This is a genomic window from Jiella soli (genome assembly GCF_020615385.1).
In the GTDB taxonomy this organism is placed as follows: Bacteria; Pseudomonadota; Alphaproteobacteria; order Rhizobiales; family Rhizobiaceae; genus VKMB-3413.
Genome location: NZ_JAJAVB010000019.1, coordinates 54,382 through 74,738 on the forward strand (window position 1 = coordinate 54,382; position 20,357 = coordinate 74,738).

Genomic DNA, 20,357 nt, shown 5'->3' on the forward strand with positions numbered 1-20,357 from the left:
GATTGCCAGACCGCGCAACGAGGCGTGTCGCTGCGGGATGGTGCGGATGACGGAAACGACAGGCCGGCATCAGCCGAACCCACGCGGCCGATCCCACAGCGGGGCCGAACTCTGGGCGGACGGCATCATCCACGTCCTTGGCAGCGCCTTGGCGCTGGCCGGCGCGATCGCGCTGGTCGCGGCGCTGGCCGGTGAGACCTCCACCGCCGGCCTCACGGCGGTCGTCGTCTATCTCGTTGCTCTCGTCGGCTCGCTCGGCATTTCCGGAGCCTACAACGTCTGGCCGGAAAAGGGACGCATCAAGCGGCTTCTGCGCCGCTTCGATCATTCCGCGGTCTATCTGCTGATCGCCGGCACCTACACGCCGTTCCTGCTCAAATCGCAAAACCTCGAACTTCTGTTCGCGGTGTGGATCGGCACGGGTCTCGGCGTGCTCGTCAAGCTCCTCGCGCCCGGCCGCTTCGACGGCCTTTCCATTCTGCTTTATCTCGGCCTCGGCTGGAGCGGAGTCGTGGTATTCGGCACCCTCGTCTCGACACTGTCGCCGGCGACCCTCGGCCTGCTGCTCGCCGGCGGCGCGATCTATTCGCTGGGCGTGGCGTTCTATCTCTGGGAGAGCCTGCCGTTCCAGACCGCCATCTGGCATGCGCATGTGCTGCTCGCCTCAGGCCTGCATTTCGCCGCAGTCTGGCTATCCTCGGCCGCCTGAGGCCGGGCCCAACAAATTTCCATCGCTCGAAGCCGCGCCAGACGGTTTCGCACGAGACCCGGACGAGACGCGGCTGTCGCAAGCGGTTTCGTACAGCAGGACGTGAAAGGTCCCCCCTTGCCCCGCCTCACCATTCGGCATCGCACGGACTACCGCTACCGGGAACCGGTCGGACTCGGTCCCCATCGCCTGATGCTGCGTCCGCGCGAAAGCCGGGACCTGCGGCTCGAAGGGATCGAACTCGCCGTGTCGCCCACGGCGCAGATCTCCTGGGCGCAGGATGTTTTCGGCAACATGGTCGCGACGGCGAGCTTCGGCGCCATGTCGGACAGCCTGACGATCGACAGCCTCGTGACGCTGGACCTCAGCGCCGAGGCATGGCCGGTCTTTCCGGTCAGCGCATCGGCGACCTCCTACCCGTTCCGCTATTCGGACGACGAGAGGGCCGATCTCGGGGCCCTCGCGCAGCCCCAATATTTCGATCCGGACGGACGGCTCGCCGGATGGGCGAACGGCTTCGTCGTCGGCAACCCCACCGACACGCTCTCGCTCCTGAAGGACCTCAGCGTAGGCGTTTCCGGACAGGTGTCCTATCAAAGCCGCGACGAGGAAGGCACGCAGGGGCCGCTGACGACGCTCGATCGCGGCTGGGGATCGTGCCGGGATTTCGCCGTGCTGTTCGCCGAGGCGGCGCGGTCGCTCGGCATCGGCGCGCGGATCGTCTCCGGCTATCTCTTCAACCCCGACGGGGCGGCGATCGGGGCGGGCTCGACCCACGCCTGGGTCGAAATCTATCTGCCGGGCGCGGGCTGGATCATGTTCGATCCGACGAATCGCAGCGTGGGAGGGTTCAATCTCATCCCCGTGGCCGTCGCTCGGGACATCCGGCAGATCATGCCGATTTCCGGCAGCTTCGTCGGAAATTCCGATGCCTTCGCAGGAATGACGGTCGAGGTCGGCGTGACGAACGAGACCGGTCGCCTCTTCGAATGAAGGCTCGAACGCTCAGGACGTGACGGCGCGGCCCGTCCGGCCAGTCGCGCGCCGGGGGGACGGACGCGCCACTCCAATACGCACTGCCAACACCGCAAGAATAGATTGCGATTTATATTCGCACCGCGAAATCGTCCGGCGGCCGCCCCTTGAGATTTTTCGATCAGCTCTATTTAACCCGAAGCGAATTTTCACGAAGAATATCCGTGAGACCAATTTTCGGACAAATGATCCGATCGGCGAGGATCGCGCGGCATTGGCAGACCCTGGGCTGATGATCTTTTTTACCATCCTGCATCATGGCGCGGCCGGATACGACCAGTCGTCCAGAACGAGCGGAACCATCCGCGGAGGACCAAATGCCGTCAATCGATTTCGATGTGCCAGCCGACCTGTTCTGGGCGAAAACGCGCCGCCGGATCCTGGGGAAAGGCGCCATCGGACATAGACGCTTCGAGAGCCTGGCCGAAGCCATCCGATATACGAAGGAAGACGCCAGCTTCGATCGCTATGGCGCAAGCCTCGATACAGACGACGGCTCCTATTCGATGGACGAAGTCGACGCTCTGTACGAGAGCGAAGACTTCCGCAGCTATCGCGATCCCGGCACGGTCATCGAGACGCCCGCCGCGCATATCGTGGATGCGCCGTCCGCCGCATCCACGAAGCGGGATCTGCCATGACGGCTAACGCGATCCTGCGTCTCTTCTCATCGATCCGGGAGCTTCGGCGCCCCATTGCCGCGGCGCCGATCGCCTTCGCTTTGGCGACATCGCTTCTGGTGTTCGGCGGGCTCTTCCTGTTCGTTGGAATGGAGCATCCGCCTCGGGTCGCGGTCCACGAGGCCGGCCTATGAACGTCGCCGCTGCGCCCGACGAGGATCTATTACAGCGGGTCGCCCGCGCCATCGCCGCCGCGGTGCTGAACTCGCAGAGCGATCTGGACGACGGCCCGAAGCGGCCGGTCATGGCTGATCGCAGACGAGCCGCCGAGGAGGCGGCGACGGCCGCATTGGCGGCCATCGAGCCCGGCGATGACCTTGGCAATGGGCTGATCGCCGTCTTGCGCCCGACCGAGGCTTGATAGCGAAAGCCGGACCGATCCGAGCGCCGAACCTCGAACTTGGTCGACATCCCCCCGATTGGACAGCCCGTCGTTCGGCCGGCCGTCGCAAGGACCTTTCAGATCCGCGTGAGCGGCAAGACGCAGAGGCTCTGCTGTTCGGGCCGGACGTCCTGCCGGACCGGCCGGCTTGCTGACATGGCCTGAACAATCCCCGCCTGGGCCGCATGCCGAAGGCATTGCGGTACATCCGCCTGATCAGCAGCAGCTGTTGAACGCCGATAGTAGTCGGAAACGCTGGGAGCCGGTGACCCATTCCGGGGAATGGTACGCCCAAGGGGAATCGAACCCCTGTTTGCGCCGTGAGAGGGCGCCGTCCTAACCGCTAGACGATGGGCGCGTGCCGATGTCCGGTCGTATAAAGCCTGTGATTTGTGGACGCAAGGGGGCCGGCGAAAAATGCTCGGCCAAGGCCAGGGCGGCGTACGCCGCCCCCGCCGTCCCTATAGTCCCTGTCGCCTTATCGCGGTGTCTGCGGCGCGAGGGTGATCCGCTCGATCAGGCTGCCATCGGCCAGCGAGATCAGCCGCAGTTCCTCGCCGGCGCTGGTCCGCAGGCGCAGGAGCGCCCGGTCGCCGTCGAGCGCCATGTCCTCGATCGACGCTCCGGCCGGCAGATCGAGCGCGATCATCGCGCCCGGCTTCACGTCCGTCGACGTCGACAGCTTGTAGACAACCGCCGCCAGCACGGCCATAACGCCGATGAACATGATGCCGATGGAGGTGGCCAGAAGCCGCACCATCTTTCGGCGCAGCCGCTCCTGAACGGGATCCAGCGGCTTTTCGTCCTCGTCTCTGCTCGTCATTCCGGCTCCGGCCCTGGGGTGAGTGCCCGCCGGTCCTACAGGCGTTAAAGCAATGGATACAAGACGATTCGTGGTCGCACCGGAGAATGCGGGCGACAGGCTCGATGCGTTTCTCGCCTCGGCCTGCGACGGCATCCTGTCTCGCAGCCGCCTGAAAGCCCTGATCGAGGAGGGTTCGGTGCGCATCGCCGGGCAGACGATGCTCAGCCCCAAGCGCAAGGTCGCCGAAGGCGAGGAGGTCGCGCTCTCCCTCCCCGCCCCAGAGGATCCGACCCCCAGGCCGCAAGCGATCCCGCTCGCGATCGTCTTCGAGGATTGCGACCTGATCGTCGTCGACAAGCCCGCCGGTCTCGTCGTCCATCCGGGACCCGGCAACTGGACCGGCACGCTGGTCAACGCCCTTCTTCACCATTGCGGCGACACGCTGTCCGGCATCGGCGGGGTGAAGCGTCCCGGCATCGTCCACAGGCTCGACAAGGACACGAGCGGCCTCCTCGTCGTCGCCAAGAGCGACGCCGCCCATCGCGGCCTCAGCGAACAGTTCGCAGCCCATGGGCGGGACGGACGTCTGACGCGGTCCTATCTCGCCGCCGTCTGGGGCCGTCCGCCGCGACCGGCCGGCACGGTGAACGCGCCGCTCGGCCGCGCCGCGAACGACCGGGTCAAGCGCAGCGTGGTGCCGAGCGGACGGGCGGATGCGCGCGAAGCGATCACCCATTATGCCGTACTCGCCAGCGCGCCGGACGATCTGGCGAGCCTCGTCGAATGCCGGCTCGAGACCGGCCGCACCCACCAGATCCGCGTCCACATGACCCATATCGGCCATCCGCTGGTCGGCGACGATGTCTATGGGGCCGGCTTCCGCACCAAGGCGGAGCGGCTAGAGCCGCCCGCGCGCGCCGTCGTCTCCGGCTTCGGCCGCCAGGCGCTCCATGCCCGCTCGCTTGGCTTCGTCCATCCGGTGAGTGGCGAGGCGGTGTCGTTTTTTTCGCCGCTTCCCCCCGAAATGACGGAACTTTGTACTGCTCTGGAGATTTCCGCTGAGCGAACCGCAAATGCGGATTGGTTTACCGGGCTTTCAGCCTAAGCGACGAACACGCCGTCCGCGAAAGCGTTGAACGGCTTGTCAACGCGTGCAATTTGCGGATCGAGTACCCATATAGCGATAGGACGGGTCGGCATCTTGCGGCCCGTTGAACGGCCGGCTTCCATGCTGAAGCGGCCGGGCATCACGATGGAGGGCGCGATACATGGCCCAGGTCAATCTCCCGAGCATCGCTTCGGGCGAAGGCGGTCTCAGCCGCTATCTGGAAGAAATCCGGCGGTTCCCGATGTTGGAGCCGCAGCAGGAATACATGCTGGCCAAGCGTTACGCGGAGCATGACGACCGCGACGCGGCGCAGAAGCTCGTCACCAGCCACCTTCGGCTCGTCGCCAAGATCGCGATGGGCTATCGCGGCTATGGCCTGCCGATCGGCGAAGTGGTTTCCGAAGGCAATGTCGGCCTGATGCAGGCCGTGAAGCGCTTCGATCCGGAGCGCGGCTTTCGCCTGGCTACCTACGCGATGTGGTGGATCAAGGCCTCGATCCAGGAATATATCCTGCGGTCCTGGAGCCTTGTGAAGATGGGCACTACCGCCAATCAGAAGCGGCTGTTCTTCAACCTCAGGAAGATGAAGAGCCGCATCCAGGCGCTGGACGAGGGTGACCTCAAGCCGGATCAGGTGAACCAGATCGCCACGCAGCTCGGCGTCTCCGAGGAAGAAGTCGTGTCGATGAACCGGCGCCTGTCGGGCGACGCCTCGCTCAACGCGCCGATCCGCGCGACCGAGGGCGAGTCCGGCGAATGGCAGGACTGGCTGGTGGACGATTCCGAATCGCAGGAGGACGTGCTCGCCCGCGAGGACGAGCTCGACCAGCGCCGCGGCATGCTAAAGAGCGCGATGGGCGTTCTGAACGACCGCGAGCGCCGGATCTTTGAGGCGCGGCGCCTTTCGGAAGAGCCGCTGACGCTCGAGGCCCTCTCGGGCGAGTTCGACATCAGCCGTGAGCGCGTGCGCCAGATCGAGGTGCGGGCGTTCGAGAAGGTCCAGAAGGCCGTGCGCGACAACGCCGAGGCGGCCAACCGGGCACTGCGCCCGGTCCAGGAGGCCCACGCGTAGGGTCTTCGCCTGCGCGGCGCAGTCGCCGCGTCCGGACAGTTTGTCCGGAGAACGTCAGATGACGAAGCGCCCGTCCGGCATCGCCGGGCGGGCGTTTTGCGTTCCGGATCAGGAGGGAAGCCTCGCGCTCCGCCCTGCCCCCTTGCACGACGCGGGACTCCATGCGGAGGCACTATGCTGCGTGAGGGCGCCGCCGCATGCGGCTGGAAAGCGACCGCGGACGGACTGCCCGTATGACGAAATCCGAGGGGCGAGGCGAGCCGGACAGCTGTCACTCCAAGCGGGCCGGAAACATATTCCGGCCATGAGGCCACCAGAGGTGGTCTCCCGTGAACAGCCGACGCCGCCGGCCAGAGGCCGGCGGCCGTCCCTCAGGTCTTGGCGTTCCAGGCGGCGATCGCCTCCTTGAAGGCGCGGTCCCCCGGAATCCCCTTCTCGATCGACATCAGCGCGCGACGGCCGGAGGCGTAGGCGAGCGGAATGTCGATCCATTGCTCGCTCTGCAGAAGCGACAGATTGTTCTGCACTGCCTGATCGAGATTGTTCAGCGCGATGATGAAGAAGTTGTCCGAGATCTTGCCGGCGACGCCGATCAGCGGCTCGCCCCGCGCCTGCTCCGTATCCTTCAGCGCCAGCCGCTGCACATTGGCGACGCCGCCGCCGGAGAAGTCCTTCGGCACTTCGAACAGAAGCTCGATGACATGGCTCGCCGGCAGCGTCGGATCCGTATTGCGCTTGATCGTCATCGTCAGCTTGAGGTTTTCGTCCGGCACGTCGGCGACCGCGCGGATTGCCGCTTCCGCCGGCTGTCCGTCCGCCGGCGGCTCCTTGATCACCGACCAGACGACATTGCCGCTCTCCTGCGTGCCCGGCAGGTCTTCCGTCTTCTCCTGATAGAAGACCGCCTTCTGCGCGACCTGCGGCACCCCGTTGGCGGAGGAGTTCGCCGTGGTGGCTGTCGCCTCGGCAGGCGTATCGGCCGCGGTTGCGCCGGGCTCGCCGGACGCGGTCCCAGGGATCGTCCCGCCGACGACGGACGGGTTCTCGCCGATCTCGCTGTTGACCGTCGGCGTCGCTTCACCGGACGGCGCGGGCTGCTCCGTCACCGGAGAGGCCGCGGCGACATTCGTCCCTTCGTCGAAAGCATTGGGCGCAGCCTTGGCCGGACCCTCGTCCACCTCCGTCCCATCCGGCATCAAGCGCTGCGTGAACTGCCGCGTCGACGCCGATGAATTGGCCGGTTCGTTGGCCGCCACCGTCGTGTCCTCGGCGACGCCCGGCGGGGAGTTCTGGGCCTCGGTCTGTCCGACAGCGCCAGAGCCGCTGGTCGCTTCGCCCGTCGGCTCGGCCGAATTGTTGGCGATGGTGTCGATACCGCCGGGCTCGACCAGCAGCGCTTCGAGCTCGTCGCGATAGATCCACCCGGCGGTGCCGAGGCCGCCAAGCAGCAGGATCACGGCGACGGCGGCAAGGGCCGAAGGGCCTCGGCCACGCCGCTGCGCCCGCCGCGGCGTATAGCGGGGCGCGGTGAGATCGGCCTCGGGAATGCCGGTGTCGTCGATGCGGATATCGCTCGGCACGCGGCTGTCGTCGTGAATGCGCGGCTCGCCGCGCGCACGACCGTTCGCCTCCCGCAGGGCCGGACCGGTTCCGCCGACCGAATCGCTCTCCTCGCCCTCGGACGGGACGATGAACGGCGCTCCGATGGTCGCCGGACGGTCGTCGACCTCGGGCGCCTCGGTCTCCGGCGGAAAGAAGGGCGGCGGGGTTCGCCTGCCTTGGTCGGCGCTTTCCTGACCAGGCTCGGGGATAGCGGCGGCCGAGCGGGGCGGCTCGGTCCGCGGGGCGGGGCTGGCCGGCGGAGCGGGACGCGGCTGCGAGCTCTCGGCGTCCACCATCGGCGGCATGACCGGCGGCTGCGTCGCAGGCCCCCGGGCGGCCGGACTGCCGCCATTGGGTTGCGGAGTCGCAGCCTGCGGCGCCATCGCGGGAGGCGCCGATGCAGGCTTTGCCGGGCTCGGCTGCGGCGCGGGCGGGGCCGCACGCGGCATCGCCGGGGCTGTGCTTGCGGCGCCCGCGGACGGGTTCTGCGCTGTCTGGGGTGCGGACGGGGCCGGTCTCGGGGCGGAGGCAGGCGGGGTCGCTGCCCGCGGCGCACCCGGAGAAGAGGCGGGCGGGGCCGCCTGCGGCGGCTGGTCCTGCGGCGCCTCGGCGGCGGCCGGAGCGCCTTCGCCATTGCCGGAATAATGCTGCTCGGTCCGCTTGATCGCGTCTTCCAGCGCCGACAGACGCGCCGCAACGACGTTTTCCGCCAGCGGTGGATTGGCTGCGTTGATCTGGCGCTGGATCGCCGCGCGGGCCTTTTCGTAGACCTTTTCGCGCATCTGCGGCGATGCTTGCGGCAGGCCGTCAATGGTCTTACGGAGAACGCCGCTCAAATCCGCCATGGATCGCAGTCACTCACTTGTCTAGCTGTTCGAGGTCCCGGCTCGGAAAAGACTCTAATCCTGAAACGGATCACGAACAAGTATTGTATCGTCCCGCTCGGGAGAGGTCGACAGGAGCGTGACCGGCGCGGCGACCAGCTCCTCTATGTGCCTGACATATTTGACGGCCTGCGCCGGGAGATCGCTCCAGCGCCGCGCGCCTGCCGTCGTATCGCGCCAGCCTTCCAAGGTCTCGTAGATGGGTTCAACCCGCTGTTGCTCGGCAAGACTTGCCGGCAGATAGTCGATCGTCTGACCATCCAACTTGTAGCCCACGACGATCTTGATCTCGTCCAGTCCATCGAGCACATCCAGCTTGGTCAGCGCCAGGCCATGGATGCCGTTCAGCGCCACCGCCTGACGCACCAGGACGGCGTCGAACCAGCCGCAGCGGCGCTTGCGGCCGGTGACGGTGCCGAATTCATGACCCTTTTCGCCGAGGAACTGGCCGATTTCGTTGTCCTGCTCGCTCGGGAACGGGCCCTCGCCGACCCGCGTCGTGTAGGCCTTGGTGATGCCGAGGACGAAGCCGACGCTGCCGGGGCCAAGACCGGATCCCGCCGCCGCCTGCCCGGCGACGGTGTTGGATGAGGTGACGAAGGGATAGGTGCCGTGGTCGATATCGAGGAGCGTGCCCTGCGCGCCCTCGAAGAGGATGCGGTTACCGGCCCGCCGCCGCTCGTCGAGGAGCCGCCAGACGCGGTCCATGTAGGGCGTGATCTCGCCAGCGACGGAGGTGAGTTCCTCCAGGATCGCTGCCGCCGAGATCTCTTCCTGGCCAAGGCCGCGCCGCAGGGGATTGTGGTGAGCGAGCAGGCGCTCGATCCGCTCCGGCAGGCTCTCCGGGTGCGCGAGATCCATCACCCGGAGCGCCCGGCGGCCGACCTTGTCCTCATAGGCCGGGCCGATGCCGCGGCCCGTCGTGCCGATCTTGGTGCCGGAATTGGAATTCTCGCGCGTCGCGTCCAGTTCGCGGTGCAGCGAGAGAATCAGCGCGGCATTGTCGGCGATCCGCAGCGAGGTCGGGTCGATCTTCACGCCCTGCCCCTCCAGGCGCCGCTTTTCCGCCACGAAGGCGTGCGGGTCGAAGACCACGCCATTGCCGATGACCGAGAGCTTGCCCGATCGCACGACGCCCGAGGGCAGGAGCGACAGCTTGTAGGAGACGCCGTCGACGACGAGCGTATGGCCGGCATTGTGGCCGCCCTGGAACCTGACCACCACATCGGCGCGCTCCGACAGCCAGTCGACGATCTTGCCCTTCCCCTCGTCTCCCCACTGCGACCCGACGACGACGACATTGGCCATTCGGCATTCCTCTCAAGCATTTCCCGCGCGTCCCGGTCGCGCAAAACCGGCCGGACTATAGAGGAGCGGATCGGCGGACGCGAGACGCGACATGCTCGCCGGGTAGCATGACCGCACCCGCACGCAAGCCTGCCGAAAGCCCGGAAAGTGCGAAGTCCGCAAAAATCGTCAGCCCTGCTTATTTTACAATGCCCGCTATGCGGGCTCGTCCCTGCCCATTAAACGGGCGGCATGGCTTCGCGATTCGCCCACCCCTATCTCATCCTCGCGACCGTCGCTCTGTTCTGGGGCGGCAATGCGGTCGCAGGCAAGCTCGCGGCGGGTCACGTCTCACCGATGCTGATCGTCCTCATCCGCTGGTCCGTCGCCACGCTGCTGATCGCGCCCTTCGCGATCTCCGACGTCCGGCGCGACTGGGCCGTGATCCGGCCGCGGCTGCCCTATCTCTTCGCGCTAGGCGCCGCCGGCTTCACGCTGTTCAACGCGATCTTCTATCTGGCGGTCACCTACACCACAGCCATCAACGTGACGATCGAACAGTCCGCGATGCCGCTGGTCGTGTTCCTGGCTAATTTCTTACTCTTCCGCATGGCGGTTGCGCCGCTGCAGATCGTAGGCTTCCTCCTGACCCTCGTCGGCGTCGCGCTCACCGCCGCGCATGGCGACCTTACCTCGCTCCTGCGTCTCGACCTCAACCGCGGCGACGCGCTGATGATGATCGCCGTCCTGCTCTATGGCGGCTACACCGTCGCACTGCGTTTCAAGCCGGCGATCAACTGGCGGGCGATGCTGTTCGTGCTGTCGGCCTCCGCGCTTCTCGTCGCGATCGTCTTCGCAGTCATCGAATGGGCCCTCGGCTATTCCCAGGCGCCGGACTGGCAGGGTTTCACCGCCTCGCTCTACACGGCGATATTTCCCGGCCTCCTCGCCCAGGCGCTCTACATCCGCGGCGTGGAGATGATCGGCCCGAACCGGGCCAACCTCTTCATCAACCTCGTGCCGATCTTCGGGGCGGCGCTCGCCGTCGCCATCGTCGGCGAAGACTTCCATCTCTACCATCTCGTCGCGCTCGGCTGCGTTCTCGGCGGAATCCTGCTGGCGGAACACGCGGCCCGCAGATCCCGGCCGCAAGAGCAGCAGACCCGGGCGGAACGATAGACGCTTCGGATCAGGATCCAGAAAAGCCCGGTCGCGGCGCACGCCTGAGACATGGACGCCGCGACTGTCAATTTACATTGACACTCACGGCGACGCCGCCTAGCCTCGCCGCATGAGCCGCTTGATCCTCGACGCCCCCGCAAGTTCGCGCCCGTCCGCGTCGGCCGCGCTCGAACTCCTCAAGCCGATCACCTGGTTCGCTCCGATGTGGGCGTTCGGCTGCGGCGCGATCTCGGCGCGGTCCTCGGCGCCCGCTGATGCTGCCACGGTCTGGACCGTGCTAGCCGGCATCGTGCTCGCAGGTCCCCTCCTTTGCGGCGCGAGCCAGGCCGTGAACGACTGGTTCGATCGCCATGTCGACGCGATCAACGAGCCGCAGCGGCCGATCCCGTCCGGCCGCATGCCCGGCCGATCCGGCCTCTACATGGCGATCGGCTGGACCGGGCTTTCGCTGTTGATCGCCTTTCTGCTCGGCCCCGTCGTCGGTGCTGCCTCGGCGCTCGGCTGTCTCTTCGCCTGGGCCTACAGCGCGCCGCCGTTCCGGCTGAAGCGCAATGGCTGGTGGGGCAACGCGGCCGTGGCGATCTCCTACGAAGGCCTCGCCTGGTTCACCGGGGCCGCGGTCGTTGCCGGCGGCATGCCCGATTCCAAGATCGTGCTCCTCGCCTATCTCTACAGCGTCGGCGCGCACGGCATCATGACGCTCAACGACTTCAAGTCGATCGAAGGCGACACCGCGCTCGGCGTGCGCACGCTCCCCGTCCAGTACGGCGTCTCCGGCGCGGCGGTGATCGCCTGCCTGGTCATGGCCCTGCCGCAGACGCTCGTCGCCGCGCTCCTTGCCGCCTGGGGCGCGCCGATCTTCGCCACGGCGGTCGCGGTGCTGATCGCCGCGCAGATCGTCCTGATGCGGCGATTTGTGGCCGACCCTAGAGCCCGGGCGCCCTGGTACAACGCGACCGGCACCAGTCTGTATGTCGCCGGCATGATGGTCTCGGCCTTCGCCCTCAGTGCCGTCCTCGGGACCTGAACCGATGGCGCGCGGGCTGACCTGGTTCGACATTCTGCGCCTCGCCCTGGTGCAGACGGCGCTCGGCGCCATGGTCGTTCTAACGACCTCGACGATGAACCGCATCATGGTCGTCGAACTTGCCCTGCCGGCGATGTTGCCGGGCGCCCTGGTCGGTCTGCATTATGCCGTCCAGATGCTGCGGCCCCGCTTCGGCCATGGCGCCGACGGCGGACGGAGGCGCACGCCCTTCATCGTCGGCGGCATGGCCGTCCTGGCGCTCGGCGCGACCGGCGCGGCGGTAGCCACGGCTCTCATGGGCGCCGACCCCGCTCTCGGCATGGCGGCGGCAACGCTCGCCTTCCTCCTCATCGGCGTCGGCGTCGGCGCCGCCGGCACCAACCTCCTGACGCTCGTCGCAACCCATGTCTCCGAGAACCGGCGCGCGCCGGCCGCGACGCTGATCTGGATCATGATGATCGCCGGCTTCGCGCTGACGACCGGGCTCGCCGGTGGCTTTCTCGATCCCTATTCGCCGCAGCGCCTGATCGCGGTGACCGGCACCGTCTGCGCCGCCGCCCTCCTGATCAGCATCGTGGCCATCACCGGCATCGAGCGCCGCGCGGCACCCGTATCGGCCGCAGCGGGAACCGCGCCGAAGCCGGCCTTCGAGACCGCGCTGGCCGAGGTCTGGCGCGAGGCGACGGCGCGCCGCTTCACAATCTTCATCTTCGTCTCCATGCTGGCCTACAGCGCGCAGGACTTGGTGCTCGAGCCCTTCGCGGGCCTCGTTTTCCACATGACGCCGGGCGAGACGACGCTTCTATCCAGCGCGCAGCACGGCGGCGTGCTCGCCGGCATGATCCTCGTCGCGCTGGCGGGCGGGCTTCTGTCGAAGCGCCTGCCGGGCCTGTTGCGGGCGCTCTGCGTCCTCGGCTGCCTCGGCGCGGCCGCAACGCTCGCCGCGCTTGCCGTATCCGGATCCTACGCCTCCGGCTTTCCGCTGACCGAGACCGTCTTCGCGCTCGGCCTCTTCAACGGCATCTTCGCCGTCTCGGCGATCAGCGCGATGATGGCGCTCGCCGGCGAAGGCGGCAAGGCGCGCGAGGGCGTGCGCATGGGCCTGTGGGGCGCGGCGCAGGCGATCGCCTTCGGCCTCGGCGGTTTCCTCGGCACGGTGGCGGTCGATGCCGCGGGTCGCCTGATATCCTCCGCGGCCGCGGCCTACGGCTCGGTCTTCGCGGTGGAGGCGGTGCTGTTCCTCGTGTCCGGCTGGCTTGCGCTGCGTGCGGTCGGCGCCGGACGGCAGCCGCGCTTCGCCCCCGCCGAAATGCGGACCGACGATCCCTCCAACTTGGCAGTACCGGCATGACCCATCGAGGATCAGGATTGAACGAGGCTGCGAGCCCGCTCGAGACGGCCGATGTCGTGGTCGTCGGCGGCGGACCGGCTGGCGCGACCGCGGCCGAGCGCCTGGCGCGGGCCGGCCATTCCGTCGTGCTTCTGGACCGCGCCGGGCGGATCAAGCCCTGCGGCGGCGCGATTCCGCCGCGGCTCGTGCGTGACTTCGAGATCCCGCCGGAGCTTCTCGTCGCGCGGATTTCCGCCGCGCAGATGGTCGCCCCCTCCGACAAGCGCGTGCCGATGCCGATCGACGGCGGCGGCTATGTCGGCATGGTCGACCGCGCGAATTTCGACGAATGGCTGCGCGAGCGGGCCGAGAAGGCCGGGGCCCGGCGCCGCACCGGCGTCTTCGCCGAAATTCTGCGCGACGAAGCCGGACGGGCGATCGTCGCCTATCGCAGCGGGGGCGCAAGCGGGCCGGTCCTCCAGATCGCCGCGCGCCTCGTCATCGGCGCGGACGGCGCCCGCTCGGCGGTCGGGCGGCAGGAAGTGCCGGGCGCGGAGAAGGTGCCCTGCGTCTTCGCCTATCACGAGATCGTCCGTTCACCGGCGCCCGCCGATGGCGCCGACTACGACCCCAGGCGCTGCGACGTCTACTATCAAGGCGGCATCTCGCCGGACTTCTACGGCTGGATCTTCCCGCATGGCGAGACGGCCTCGATCGGCACCGGCAGCGCCGAGAAGGGCTACGGCCTGCGCCCGGCCGTAGCGCGGCTGCGGGAGGCGGCGGGCCTCGGCGGCGCGGAGACGATCCGCCGCGAGGGCGCGCCGATCCCGATGAAGCCACTGAAGCGCTGGGACAACCGCCGCGACGTCATCCTCTGCGGCGATGCGGCGGGCGTCGTCGCCCCCGCCTCCGGCGAGGGGATCTACTACGCCATGGTCTCGGCCGAGATGGTGGCCGATGCGGCCGAACGGTTCCTGAAGACCGGCGAAGCCCGGGCTCTATCGACGGCGCGCAAGGCCTTCATGCGCGAGCATGGCCGCGTCTTCTGGATCCTCGGCATCATGCAGCGCTTCTGGTATCGCTCGGACAAGCAGCGCGAGCGCTTCGTCTCGATCTGCCGCGACAAGGACGTGCAGCGGCTGACCTGGGAATCCTACATGAACAAGAAGCTGACCCGGCGCGATCCCGCCGCGCATGTCAGGATCTTCTTCAAGGACCTCGCCCATCTGTTCCGGCTGGTCTCGCCCTGAAATTTTTTGAGACGGACTGGCAGTCGCGTCGGCCGGACTACCGCATCGAGCTTTGCGCGTTCGCATGGACCCGCGCGCTCTCAGGAGCGGCAGGGCGGCTGGCAGGCTCACAAGAGACCTGCGGCCAGGTTCACCTCCTGCCGGAATGGCATGTCCCTCCGGGACTGCCCGGTCAGCGCTGAACAAGCCCGAGGAGTAGGGCCATACGCTCGGCCCCCTTGGCGCCGAGGTCGGCGACCGCGTCGCGCAAGAAGCTCCGGATGCAGTAGGGAACGGCCTCCCTCCCGCCATTCGTCACCGCGCATCCCTGAAACTCCGGCCGCGGCTCCAGCCCGATCTTGTCGTTGAGGAGCAGACGGCCCGAGCGCGCGTCGTAGAGACGGTAGATCATGTCCGCGCTTAAGAGGACCTTCCCGTCTTCGCCGGCCGAGGCGCTCGCGGCCAGGCTTGCGATCACGACGCCATCGACATCGCCGATCGCTGCCGCCGTCTTCTGCCGGATCTCGGCGAGTCCCGGTGGACGGGTATCGCGCTTGCCGAAGGGTTCCGCCACATCGGGCGAGGCCGAGAAGAAGATCATCTCGCCTTCGTCGGGCCTGACCCGTTCCCGCCTCAGGCCGCGCAGCAAGGCGTCCTCAAAGGAGACGCCGGTGAGACTGCCGGGCTCGGTGGTGTCGAAGATGGCGACGAGGCGAAAGGTCGGGCGGGCGAGCGACGCGACCGACGCGACCGACGCGACGCCGCAGGACGCCGAACCGACGATCTTCAAAGCCGCGTCCGCCATCATCGCGCCCGCCATGCGGTCCCGGACCGAGGTGACGCATGCCTTGAACTCGTCCTGGGGGTTCGTCTTCCCGGTCGGACCGTCCAGGGCACCTGGAAAGGGGCATTCCGACAGAGAAACGTCCCGCCGTTTTACGACGTCCTGCAGTTCGACGATGCCCGTCGCGGTGTCCATGAGCTTCAGGCGAAGCTCGCCACTCATGACGAGCCCCTCGTCTCCGGAACCCACACCGGCGTGTGCCACGGTCTCGAAACCGTAGATCACAAGGTCGTCGAAGCCGGAAAGTGTCTTCGATCGCTGCGCAATCTCGGTTTCCCGCAGTGGTTCCCCGCGCGCGCCGAGGGCCGCCATGAGGTCCGGAGCGCTGTCCGCCGCGGCGAGCGCGACATTGCGGCGGCTCCCGTCCGGCGGACAGGGTGCGGACGTGGCCGTGTCGATCGCGGATTGGAGCGCGGTCTCGATCGCGGTGGCAAGTCCGGCGGAGGCTGGTACGCTTTGCTTGTCAGAAGCATCCTGCAACGCCAGGAGATGCACGGGCTTGTCGGCGGCTCGCGTCTCGGCCGCAACGATAGTCATGGCGAGCAAGGCGGCAAGACGAAGAAGCGACCTTCGGGGCCGGCGATACAAAAAGCAGCTCGATCTACACGCCATACAGAGCGACCTTCGCTGAAACGCGCGGAACTCCCCTTCAAGGAATGGTGCATTCCTCTACGGAAGTCAAATCGAACGGACCTGCCGCCGTCGGCGCATCAGCCGGGGGAAAAGCGGTTACAGGCGGTCCCGTTGAAGCCGAGGGTCGACGTCAGACGGCCGCGACCTGCCGCATGATCGTCCGAACCTGCCGTTCGCAGTGTTTCAGCTCAAGGAACGCCCGGTACTTCGCCTCGTGGAAGGCGGCAATGTCCCCGCCGGCCGGACGAACCGTCTCGCCGACCCGGCACATCGCCGCCGCGGCCGAAGTCAGGCTCGGCTGCCGCCGGCTCGCGACGGCGCCGACGATGGCGCTGCCGAGGAGGATCGGCTCGCGCGTGGCCGGCAGCGCCACGACGAGGCCGGTCGCATCGGCGAGGATGCGCCGCAGGAGCGCCGAATGGGCCGCCCCGCCCGAGGCGACGATCGTCCCGAAGGCGACGCCCTTCTCGCGGTTCGCCTCGACGATCTGCCGGGTGCCGTAGCAAAGGCCGCAGAGCCCGGCGACGAAGAGCTTAGCGAGGCTGTCGAGGCTCTCGATCAGGGTGAGACCGGAGAGGATGGTCGTCGCCTGCGGATCGGCGTCCGGCGAGCGGTTGCCGAGGAACTCCGGCACGATATGGAGGCCGCCGGCAAGGCTCGCCGCCGCCTCGGCCGAGCCGGCAAGCTCGATCGCGCGGGTCTCGAGGAAGTCGAGGACGGAGACGCCCGTGGCGGCCGCCTTCGCCTCGGCCTCGCGGTAGGCGGGATGCAGCGCGACGAGATAGTCGAGCGCCGCGCCATAGGCTGACTGGCCGCCTTCGAGCAGCCAGTAGCCCGGCACCATCGCGCCGAAATACGGGCCCCAGACGCCGTCGACGAAGGCGGGCTCGCGGGTGAGCGCCATGGTGCAGGACGAGGTGCCCATGATGAAGGCGAGTTCGCTCGCGGGATCGGCCGCCTCGCCCGAAGGCGTCGCTCCGCCCAGCGTTCCGACCCCGCCGGCATGGGCGTCGATCAGCGAGGCGCCGACCGGCGTTCCCGCGACGAGACCGAGTTCGGCGGCGGCGCGCTCGCTCAGCCCATCCCCGAGCGGCGTCGCGATGTCGACGACCTTGCTGCCGATGCGGGCGAAATCGTCCTCGACCAGTTCGCCGAGACCGATCGTGTGGAAATAGTCCGCGTCCCAGCGGCCCTCATGGGCAAGATAGGTCCATTTGCAGGTGACGGTGCAAACCGAGCGCTCGCGGGCCCCGGTCGCGCGGAAGGAGAGGAAGTCCGCGAGATCGATGAAATGGCCGGCGCGTTCGAAGGTCTCCGGCTTGTTCTCCTTCAGCCACAGGAGCTTCGGCGTCTCCATCTCCGGCGAGATCGCGCCGCCGACATATTTGAGGACGGGATGCTTCGTCGCATTGATGCGGGCGGTCTGCTCCAGCGCCCGATGATCCATCCAGACGATGACGTTGCGCTGGTGGTCGCCGGAGGGGCTGACCGACAGCGGCCGCTCGTCCGGGTCGAGGACCACGAGCGAACAAGTCGCGTCGAAGCCGAGGCCCTTCACCGCGGAGGGGGCGATTCCCGCCGTCGCCAGCGCCTCCCCGACGGCTTCGCAGATCGCCTGCCAGATATCATCGGAGGACTGCTCGACGACATCGCCCTCCTCGCGCCAGATCCGGATCGGACGCTTGGCCGCTGCGAGAAGCGTGCCCGCTGCGTCGAACAGGCCGGCGCGGGCGCTGCCCGTTCCCACGTCGATGCCGAGAAACGCCTCAGCCATGCCGCCTCCCCCTTGTCATTGGGTGCGACCTAGCCGGATTTTTCGCCTGAAGGAAAGAGGCGCCCCTGCCGCACAGCGGGGCCGCCGGCCCGAGAAAGGAGCCTCGACTGGCGCCGTCCCTCGCCGCAAGCCTCAACGCGGAACGATATGGAATGTCGCAATCGTCGATTCCGACGGCAGATTGCTGTCGCAATCGACGCGGTAGCCGGAAAGATCCAGCGTGACCGCGCCCTTGAGAAGGCAGTCGTCCGCGAAGGTTTGCGGAATGCCGAACGCGGCCACGGTGCGGTAGAGCCTGTTGCGATAGCCCTCGTGATCGCCAATGCGGTGGGCGATCTCGGCCCGGATCGTGACGTCGCCCGTCCGGCCTTCGAACCCGGCGGAGATCGAATTGAGATCGGTATCCGTCCGTTCGCCGATCCGGCAGGAGGCATCGTCGCCGCTGCGCTTGCAGACCGCATCCTGCGGCATGAGGTCTTGGAGCATCGCGGCCTGCTGCGATGCGTCCGTCGCCGAACTCCAGAGAGAACCGCCGCTTGCGGACCGCGAATCGACCGAAGCCGCCTCGACCGAGGTGCGCACGGCGAAGGAACAGCCTTCGACCGTCCTGGCGAGCACCCCATCCTGGTCACCGAGATCGATATGCGGATCGCCCCAATGACGAATGGAGGCCGTCCGGCCGTCCTCGACATCCGCCAGGAGCCCCCGGTCCATGGCCCAGAAGATCACGCGCTTGTCGGGCTGATACTCGCCACCATCGACCGGAAGCGACCAGGCCGCACCGTCGATCGTGACATCGAATTGCCGCTCCCGCCGCATTTCGCCCTGATCAAGCGACGCGAACTGCTTCGACCAGATTCCGAATTTCGCGTCCTCGCCGGGCTGGCAGGTGATGGCGACACAGGTGTCGCCTCCCGGCTCGCAGGCATAGGCGCCCCGCCAGTCGCCGTTCCGGGTCTCCTGCCATTCGGCCGACGCGGGTGAGACGGGCAGGAGCGCCGCGATCAGCGCGGCGGCCAGACATGTCGGATATCGCATCGCGCAGTCTCCCAGAACGAGCTTTGCGCGATGTCATCGCAGGACAGGCTTGAGCGGGGCTTTCAGGCAGAGACGTTACGGAAGGCGGCGGCGAACCCGTCCGTCCAGCCGCAGCGGTCCTCCCTCACCCATCGCCGAGATACGCCTTCAGCGTCTGCGCGGTGCCCTTCTCGGCCAGCATTCCGAGCCATTTGGCGAACGGTTCGGCAAAACGCGGCTCATCCTTCAGGGATCCGTAGACGTCCTTCATCGAGAGCCACGCCGACGGGTCGGTCTCGGCGGCCTTCGCACGCTCCACCAGCCGATCCCAGTTCGGATCGTTCGGCTCGATCACGGCCCCGGAATCCGTCACGCCGCGGCAGTAGCGACACCACAGAGCGCTTTCGAGGGCCAAACCGTCGGGCTCGCGGCCGGCCTTCAGATTGTCGAGGACGGAGGGCACGATGAATTTCGGCTGGCGGTTCGAGCCGTCGAGGCAGAGACGACGCACCGTGTCGCCGATCTTCGGATTGGCGAAGCGGCGCTTGATCAGCTGGAAATAGTCGCCGAGATCGGTATCGGGCACCGGCGGGACGATCGGCAGGATCTCCTCGGTCTCGACCTTTTCCAAGAAGCGCGCGACGAGATCGGTCTCCATCGCCTCATGGACGAAGTGGACGTCGAGCAGCCCGGCCGGATAGGCGATCACTGCATGGCCGCCGTTGAGAATGCGGATCTTCATATGCTCGTAGGGGGTGACGTCCGGCACGAACTGGACCCCGACCCTCTCCAGCGCCGGGCGACCGGCCGGAAAATCGTCCTCCAGCACCCATTGCTTGAACTCTTCGCAATAGACCGGCCAGGCATCCTCGATGCCAAAGGTCTCGCGGCAATGGTCGATCTCGCGCTGGCTGGTCGCCGGTGTTATGCGGTCGACCATGCCGTTCGGAAAGGCGACATTGGTGTCGATCCAGTCGGCGAAGGCGGGATCGGACAGCCGCATCGTGCCGACGACGGCCCGGCGGCAGACCTTGCCGTTGTGCGGGATGTTGTCGCAGGACATGATTGTGAACGGCTGGATGCCGCGCTCGCCGCGGCGCTTCAGCCCCGCGCCGATCAGGCCGAAGACGGTCTTCGGCGCCTGCGGATTGGCCCCGTCGGCAGAAATCGCCGGATGCGCTGGATCGAAGACGCCATCGGAATCGACGAAATAGCCGCCCTCGGTGACGGTCAGCGAGACGATCCGGATCGCGGGATCGGCGAGTGCCTCGATGATGGCTTCGGCATCGCCGACCGGCAGCATGCCCGTCATCGGTCCGGTAACCCGGGCGCTGGTGCGGGCATTGTCCTGCTCGACGACGGTGGTGAGGTAGTCCTGGCCGGCGAGCTTGTCGCGCATCGCCTGGTCCGACGGCATCACGCCCGCGCCGACGATGGCGAAGTCGTGGCCCTCGCCGGTGTTGAAGAGGTCGTCGAGATAGACCGCCTGGTGGGCGCGGTGGAAGTTGCCGACCCCGAAATGCAGGATGCCGGCGGAGAGGCCCGTCCGGTCATAGCTGAAGACGCTGGCAGTCCTGGCGACTTCCTCGAGGGTGGCGGACGAAAGCCGGACACTCATGGGTTGGCTCCTGATCTGATCGAACTCGTCGGCGCAGAGCGGGCGCACCGCCTTTTCGGCGCGTGCGCGGACCCTGCCGCCGGGATTGAAGCATGGGCGACAGGCTTGCCTCGCCCGGTTACCTCGTCACATGGCCGCG

Annotated in this window: 18 protein-coding genes and 1 tRNA gene; 11 read left to right on the forward strand and 8 right to left on the reverse strand. The window is 67.5% G+C overall.

All coding sequences use genetic code 11. The features are described from left to right. Window positions 1–46: 46 nt before the first annotated feature. From trhA to LH400_RS11120, 5 genes are all read left to right on the forward strand, one after another. Window positions 47–709 (forward strand): PAQR family membrane homeostasis protein TrhA, encoded by a 663-nt coding sequence (gene trhA / locus LH400_RS11100; RefSeq protein WP_229152751.1) that lies wholly within the window; start codon window positions 47–49, stop codon window positions 707–709. A gap of 117 nt (window positions 710–826) precedes the next feature. Next, window positions 827–1,702: a transglutaminase family protein gene (locus LH400_RS11105; protein ID WP_229152752.1), complete on the forward strand. Its 876-nt coding sequence runs from the start codon at window positions 827–829 to the stop codon at window positions 1,700–1,702. 299 nt (window positions 1,703–2,001) lie between these two features. Beyond that, window positions 2,002–2,385: a hypothetical protein gene (locus LH400_RS11110; RefSeq protein ID WP_229152753.1), complete on the forward strand. Its 384-nt coding sequence runs from the start codon at window positions 2,002–2,004 to the stop codon at window positions 2,383–2,385. Further along, window positions 2,382–2,558, forward strand: a complete 177-nt coding sequence (locus LH400_RS11115; RefSeq protein WP_229152754.1) for a hypothetical protein — start codon at window positions 2,382–2,384, stop codon at window positions 2,556–2,558. The genes LH400_RS11110 and LH400_RS11115 overlap by 4 nt, the downstream gene beginning before the upstream one ends. Then, window positions 2,555–2,785 (forward strand): hypothetical protein, encoded by a 231-nt coding sequence (locus LH400_RS11120; RefSeq protein ID WP_229152755.1) that lies wholly within the window; start codon window positions 2,555–2,557, stop codon window positions 2,783–2,785. The genes LH400_RS11115 and LH400_RS11120 overlap by 4 nt, the downstream gene beginning before the upstream one ends. A gap of 304 nt (window positions 2,786–3,089) precedes the next feature. Here the strand turns inward: LH400_RS11120 and LH400_RS11125 are convergent. Beyond that, window positions 3,090–3,164, reverse strand: a tRNA-Glu gene (locus LH400_RS11125). Window positions 3,165–3,284: 120 nt separating this feature from the next. Beyond that, window positions 3,285–3,629, reverse strand: coding sequence for a fimbrial protein (locus tag LH400_RS11130; protein WP_229152756.1), 345 nt, complete (start codon window positions 3,627–3,629; stop codon window positions 3,285–3,287). A 52-nt stretch (window positions 3,630–3,681) separates the two neighbouring features. Between LH400_RS11130 and LH400_RS11135 the strand changes: the two genes are divergently transcribed. Then, a complete protein-coding gene (locus tag LH400_RS11135) occupies window positions 3,682–4,716 on the forward strand; it encodes an RluA family pseudouridine synthase (protein ID WP_229152757.1) in 1,035 nt (344 codons plus the stop codon). A gap of 163 nt (window positions 4,717–4,879) precedes the next feature. Then, entirely contained in the window at window positions 4,880–5,791 is a 912-nt protein-coding gene (gene rpoH, locus LH400_RS11140) for an RNA polymerase sigma factor RpoH (RefSeq protein ID WP_229152758.1), read from the forward strand. A gap of 371 nt (window positions 5,792–6,162) precedes the next feature. On the opposite strand, the gene LH400_RS11145 is transcribed toward rpoH, so the two are convergent. Together LH400_RS11145 and LH400_RS11150 are read right to left on the reverse strand one after the other, a co-directional pair. Further along, a complete protein-coding gene (locus LH400_RS11145; RefSeq protein ID WP_229152759.1) occupies window positions 6,163–8,238 on the reverse strand; it encodes a hypothetical protein in 2,076 nt (691 codons plus the stop codon). 54 nt (window positions 8,239–8,292) lie between these two features. Continuing rightward, window positions 8,293–9,585: an adenylosuccinate synthase gene (locus LH400_RS11150; RefSeq protein WP_229152760.1), complete on the reverse strand. Its 1,293-nt coding sequence runs from the start codon at window positions 9,583–9,585 to the stop codon at window positions 8,293–8,295. 231 nt (window positions 9,586–9,816) lie between these two features. Here LH400_RS11150 and LH400_RS11155 point away from each other — a divergent pair, with 231 nt between their 5' ends. The 4 genes from LH400_RS11155 to LH400_RS11170 all read left to right on the forward strand — a co-directional run bounded on the left by LH400_RS11155 (window position 9,817) and on the right by LH400_RS11170 (window position 14,353). Continuing rightward, window positions 9,817–10,743: a DMT family transporter gene (locus tag LH400_RS11155; RefSeq protein ID WP_229152761.1), complete on the forward strand. Its 927-nt coding sequence runs from the start codon at window positions 9,817–9,819 to the stop codon at window positions 10,741–10,743. Between the two features lie 112 nt (window positions 10,744–10,855). Continuing rightward, window positions 10,856–11,773 carry a chlorophyll synthase ChlG gene (gene chlG / locus LH400_RS11160; RefSeq protein ID WP_229152762.1) on the forward strand — a complete coding sequence of 306 codons (918 nt, stop codon included), beginning with the start codon at window positions 10,856–10,858 and terminating at the stop codon, window positions 11,771–11,773. A 4-nt stretch (window positions 11,774–11,777) separates the two neighbouring features. Further along, window positions 11,778–13,124 (forward strand): BCD family MFS transporter, encoded by a 1,347-nt coding sequence (locus tag LH400_RS11165; protein WP_229152763.1) that lies wholly within the window; start codon window positions 11,778–11,780, stop codon window positions 13,122–13,124. Between the two features lie 17 nt (window positions 13,125–13,141). Next, complete coding sequence (locus LH400_RS11170) at window positions 13,142–14,353, forward strand: geranylgeranyl diphosphate reductase (protein ID WP_229152764.1); 1,212 nt, start codon at window positions 13,142–13,144, stop codon at window positions 14,351–14,353. A 172-nt stretch (window positions 14,354–14,525) separates the two neighbouring features. Here LH400_RS11170 and LH400_RS11175 read toward each other — a convergent pair whose 3' ends face one another. From LH400_RS11175 to LH400_RS11190, 4 genes are all read right to left on the reverse strand, one after another. Then, window positions 14,526–15,713, reverse strand: a complete 1,188-nt coding sequence (locus LH400_RS11175) for a hypothetical protein (RefSeq protein ID WP_229152765.1) — start codon at window positions 15,711–15,713, stop codon at window positions 14,526–14,528. Window positions 15,714–15,939: 226 nt separating this feature from the next. Further along, entirely contained in the window at window positions 15,940–17,583 is a 1,644-nt protein-coding gene (locus LH400_RS11180; RefSeq protein ID WP_229152766.1) for an FGGY-family carbohydrate kinase, read from the reverse strand. Between the two features lie 132 nt (window positions 17,584–17,715). Continuing rightward, a complete protein-coding gene (locus LH400_RS11185; protein WP_229152767.1) occupies window positions 17,716–18,621 on the reverse strand; it encodes a hypothetical protein in 906 nt (301 codons plus the stop codon). 124 nt (window positions 18,622–18,745) lie between these two features. Next, window positions 18,746–20,218 carry a mannitol dehydrogenase family protein gene (locus LH400_RS11190; protein ID WP_229152768.1) on the reverse strand — a complete coding sequence of 491 codons (1,473 nt, stop codon included), beginning with the start codon at window positions 20,216–20,218 and terminating at the stop codon, window positions 18,746–18,748. Window positions 20,219–20,357: the final 139 nt, after the last annotated feature.

Coding starts and splice junctions, on each gene's coding strand:
- trhA (WP_229152751.1), top strand. CDS start 47: ATGACGGAAACGACAGGCCGGCATCAGCCGAACCCACGCGGCCGATCC.
- LH400_RS11110 (WP_229152753.1), top strand. CDS start 2,002: ATGGCGCGGCCGGATACGACCAGTCGTCCAGAACGAGCGGAACCATCC.
- LH400_RS11115 (WP_229152754.1), top strand. CDS start 2,382: ATGACGGCTAACGCGATCCTGCGTCTCTTCTCATCGATCCGGGAGCTT.
- LH400_RS11120 (WP_229152755.1), top strand. CDS start 2,555: ATGAACGTCGCCGCTGCGCCCGACGAGGATCTATTACAGCGGGTCGCC.
- LH400_RS11130 (WP_229152756.1), bottom strand. CDS start 3,629: ATGACGAGCAGAGACGAGGACGAAAAGCCGCTGGATCCCGTTCAGGAG.
- LH400_RS11135 (WP_229152757.1), top strand. CDS start 3,682: ATGGATACAAGACGATTCGTGGTCGCACCGGAGAATGCGGGCGACAGG.
- rpoH (WP_229152758.1), top strand. CDS start 4,880: ATGGCCCAGGTCAATCTCCCGAGCATCGCTTCGGGCGAAGGCGGTCTC.
- LH400_RS11145 (WP_229152759.1), bottom strand. CDS start 8,238: ATGGCGGATTTGAGCGGCGTTCTCCGTAAGACCATTGACGGCCTGCCG.
- LH400_RS11150 (WP_229152760.1), bottom strand. CDS start 9,585: ATGGCCAATGTCGTCGTCGTCGGGTCGCAGTGGGGAGACGAGGGGAAG.
- LH400_RS11155 (WP_229152761.1), top strand. CDS start 9,817: ATGGCTTCGCGATTCGCCCACCCCTATCTCATCCTCGCGACCGTCGCT.
- chlG (WP_229152762.1), top strand. CDS start 10,856: ATGAGCCGCTTGATCCTCGACGCCCCCGCAAGTTCGCGCCCGTCCGCG.
- LH400_RS11165 (WP_229152763.1), top strand. CDS start 11,778: ATGGCGCGCGGGCTGACCTGGTTCGACATTCTGCGCCTCGCCCTGGTG.
- LH400_RS11175 (WP_229152765.1), bottom strand. CDS start 15,713: ATGACTATCGTTGCGGCCGAGACGCGAGCCGCCGACAAGCCCGTGCAT.
- LH400_RS11180 (WP_229152766.1), bottom strand. CDS start 17,583: ATGGCTGAGGCGTTTCTCGGCATCGACGTGGGAACGGGCAGCGCCCGC.
- LH400_RS11185 (WP_229152767.1), bottom strand. CDS start 18,621: ATGCGATATCCGACATGTCTGGCCGCCGCGCTGATCGCGGCGCTCCTG.
- LH400_RS11190 (WP_229152768.1), bottom strand. CDS start 20,218: ATGAGTGTCCGGCTTTCGTCCGCCACCCTCGAGGAAGTCGCCAGGACT.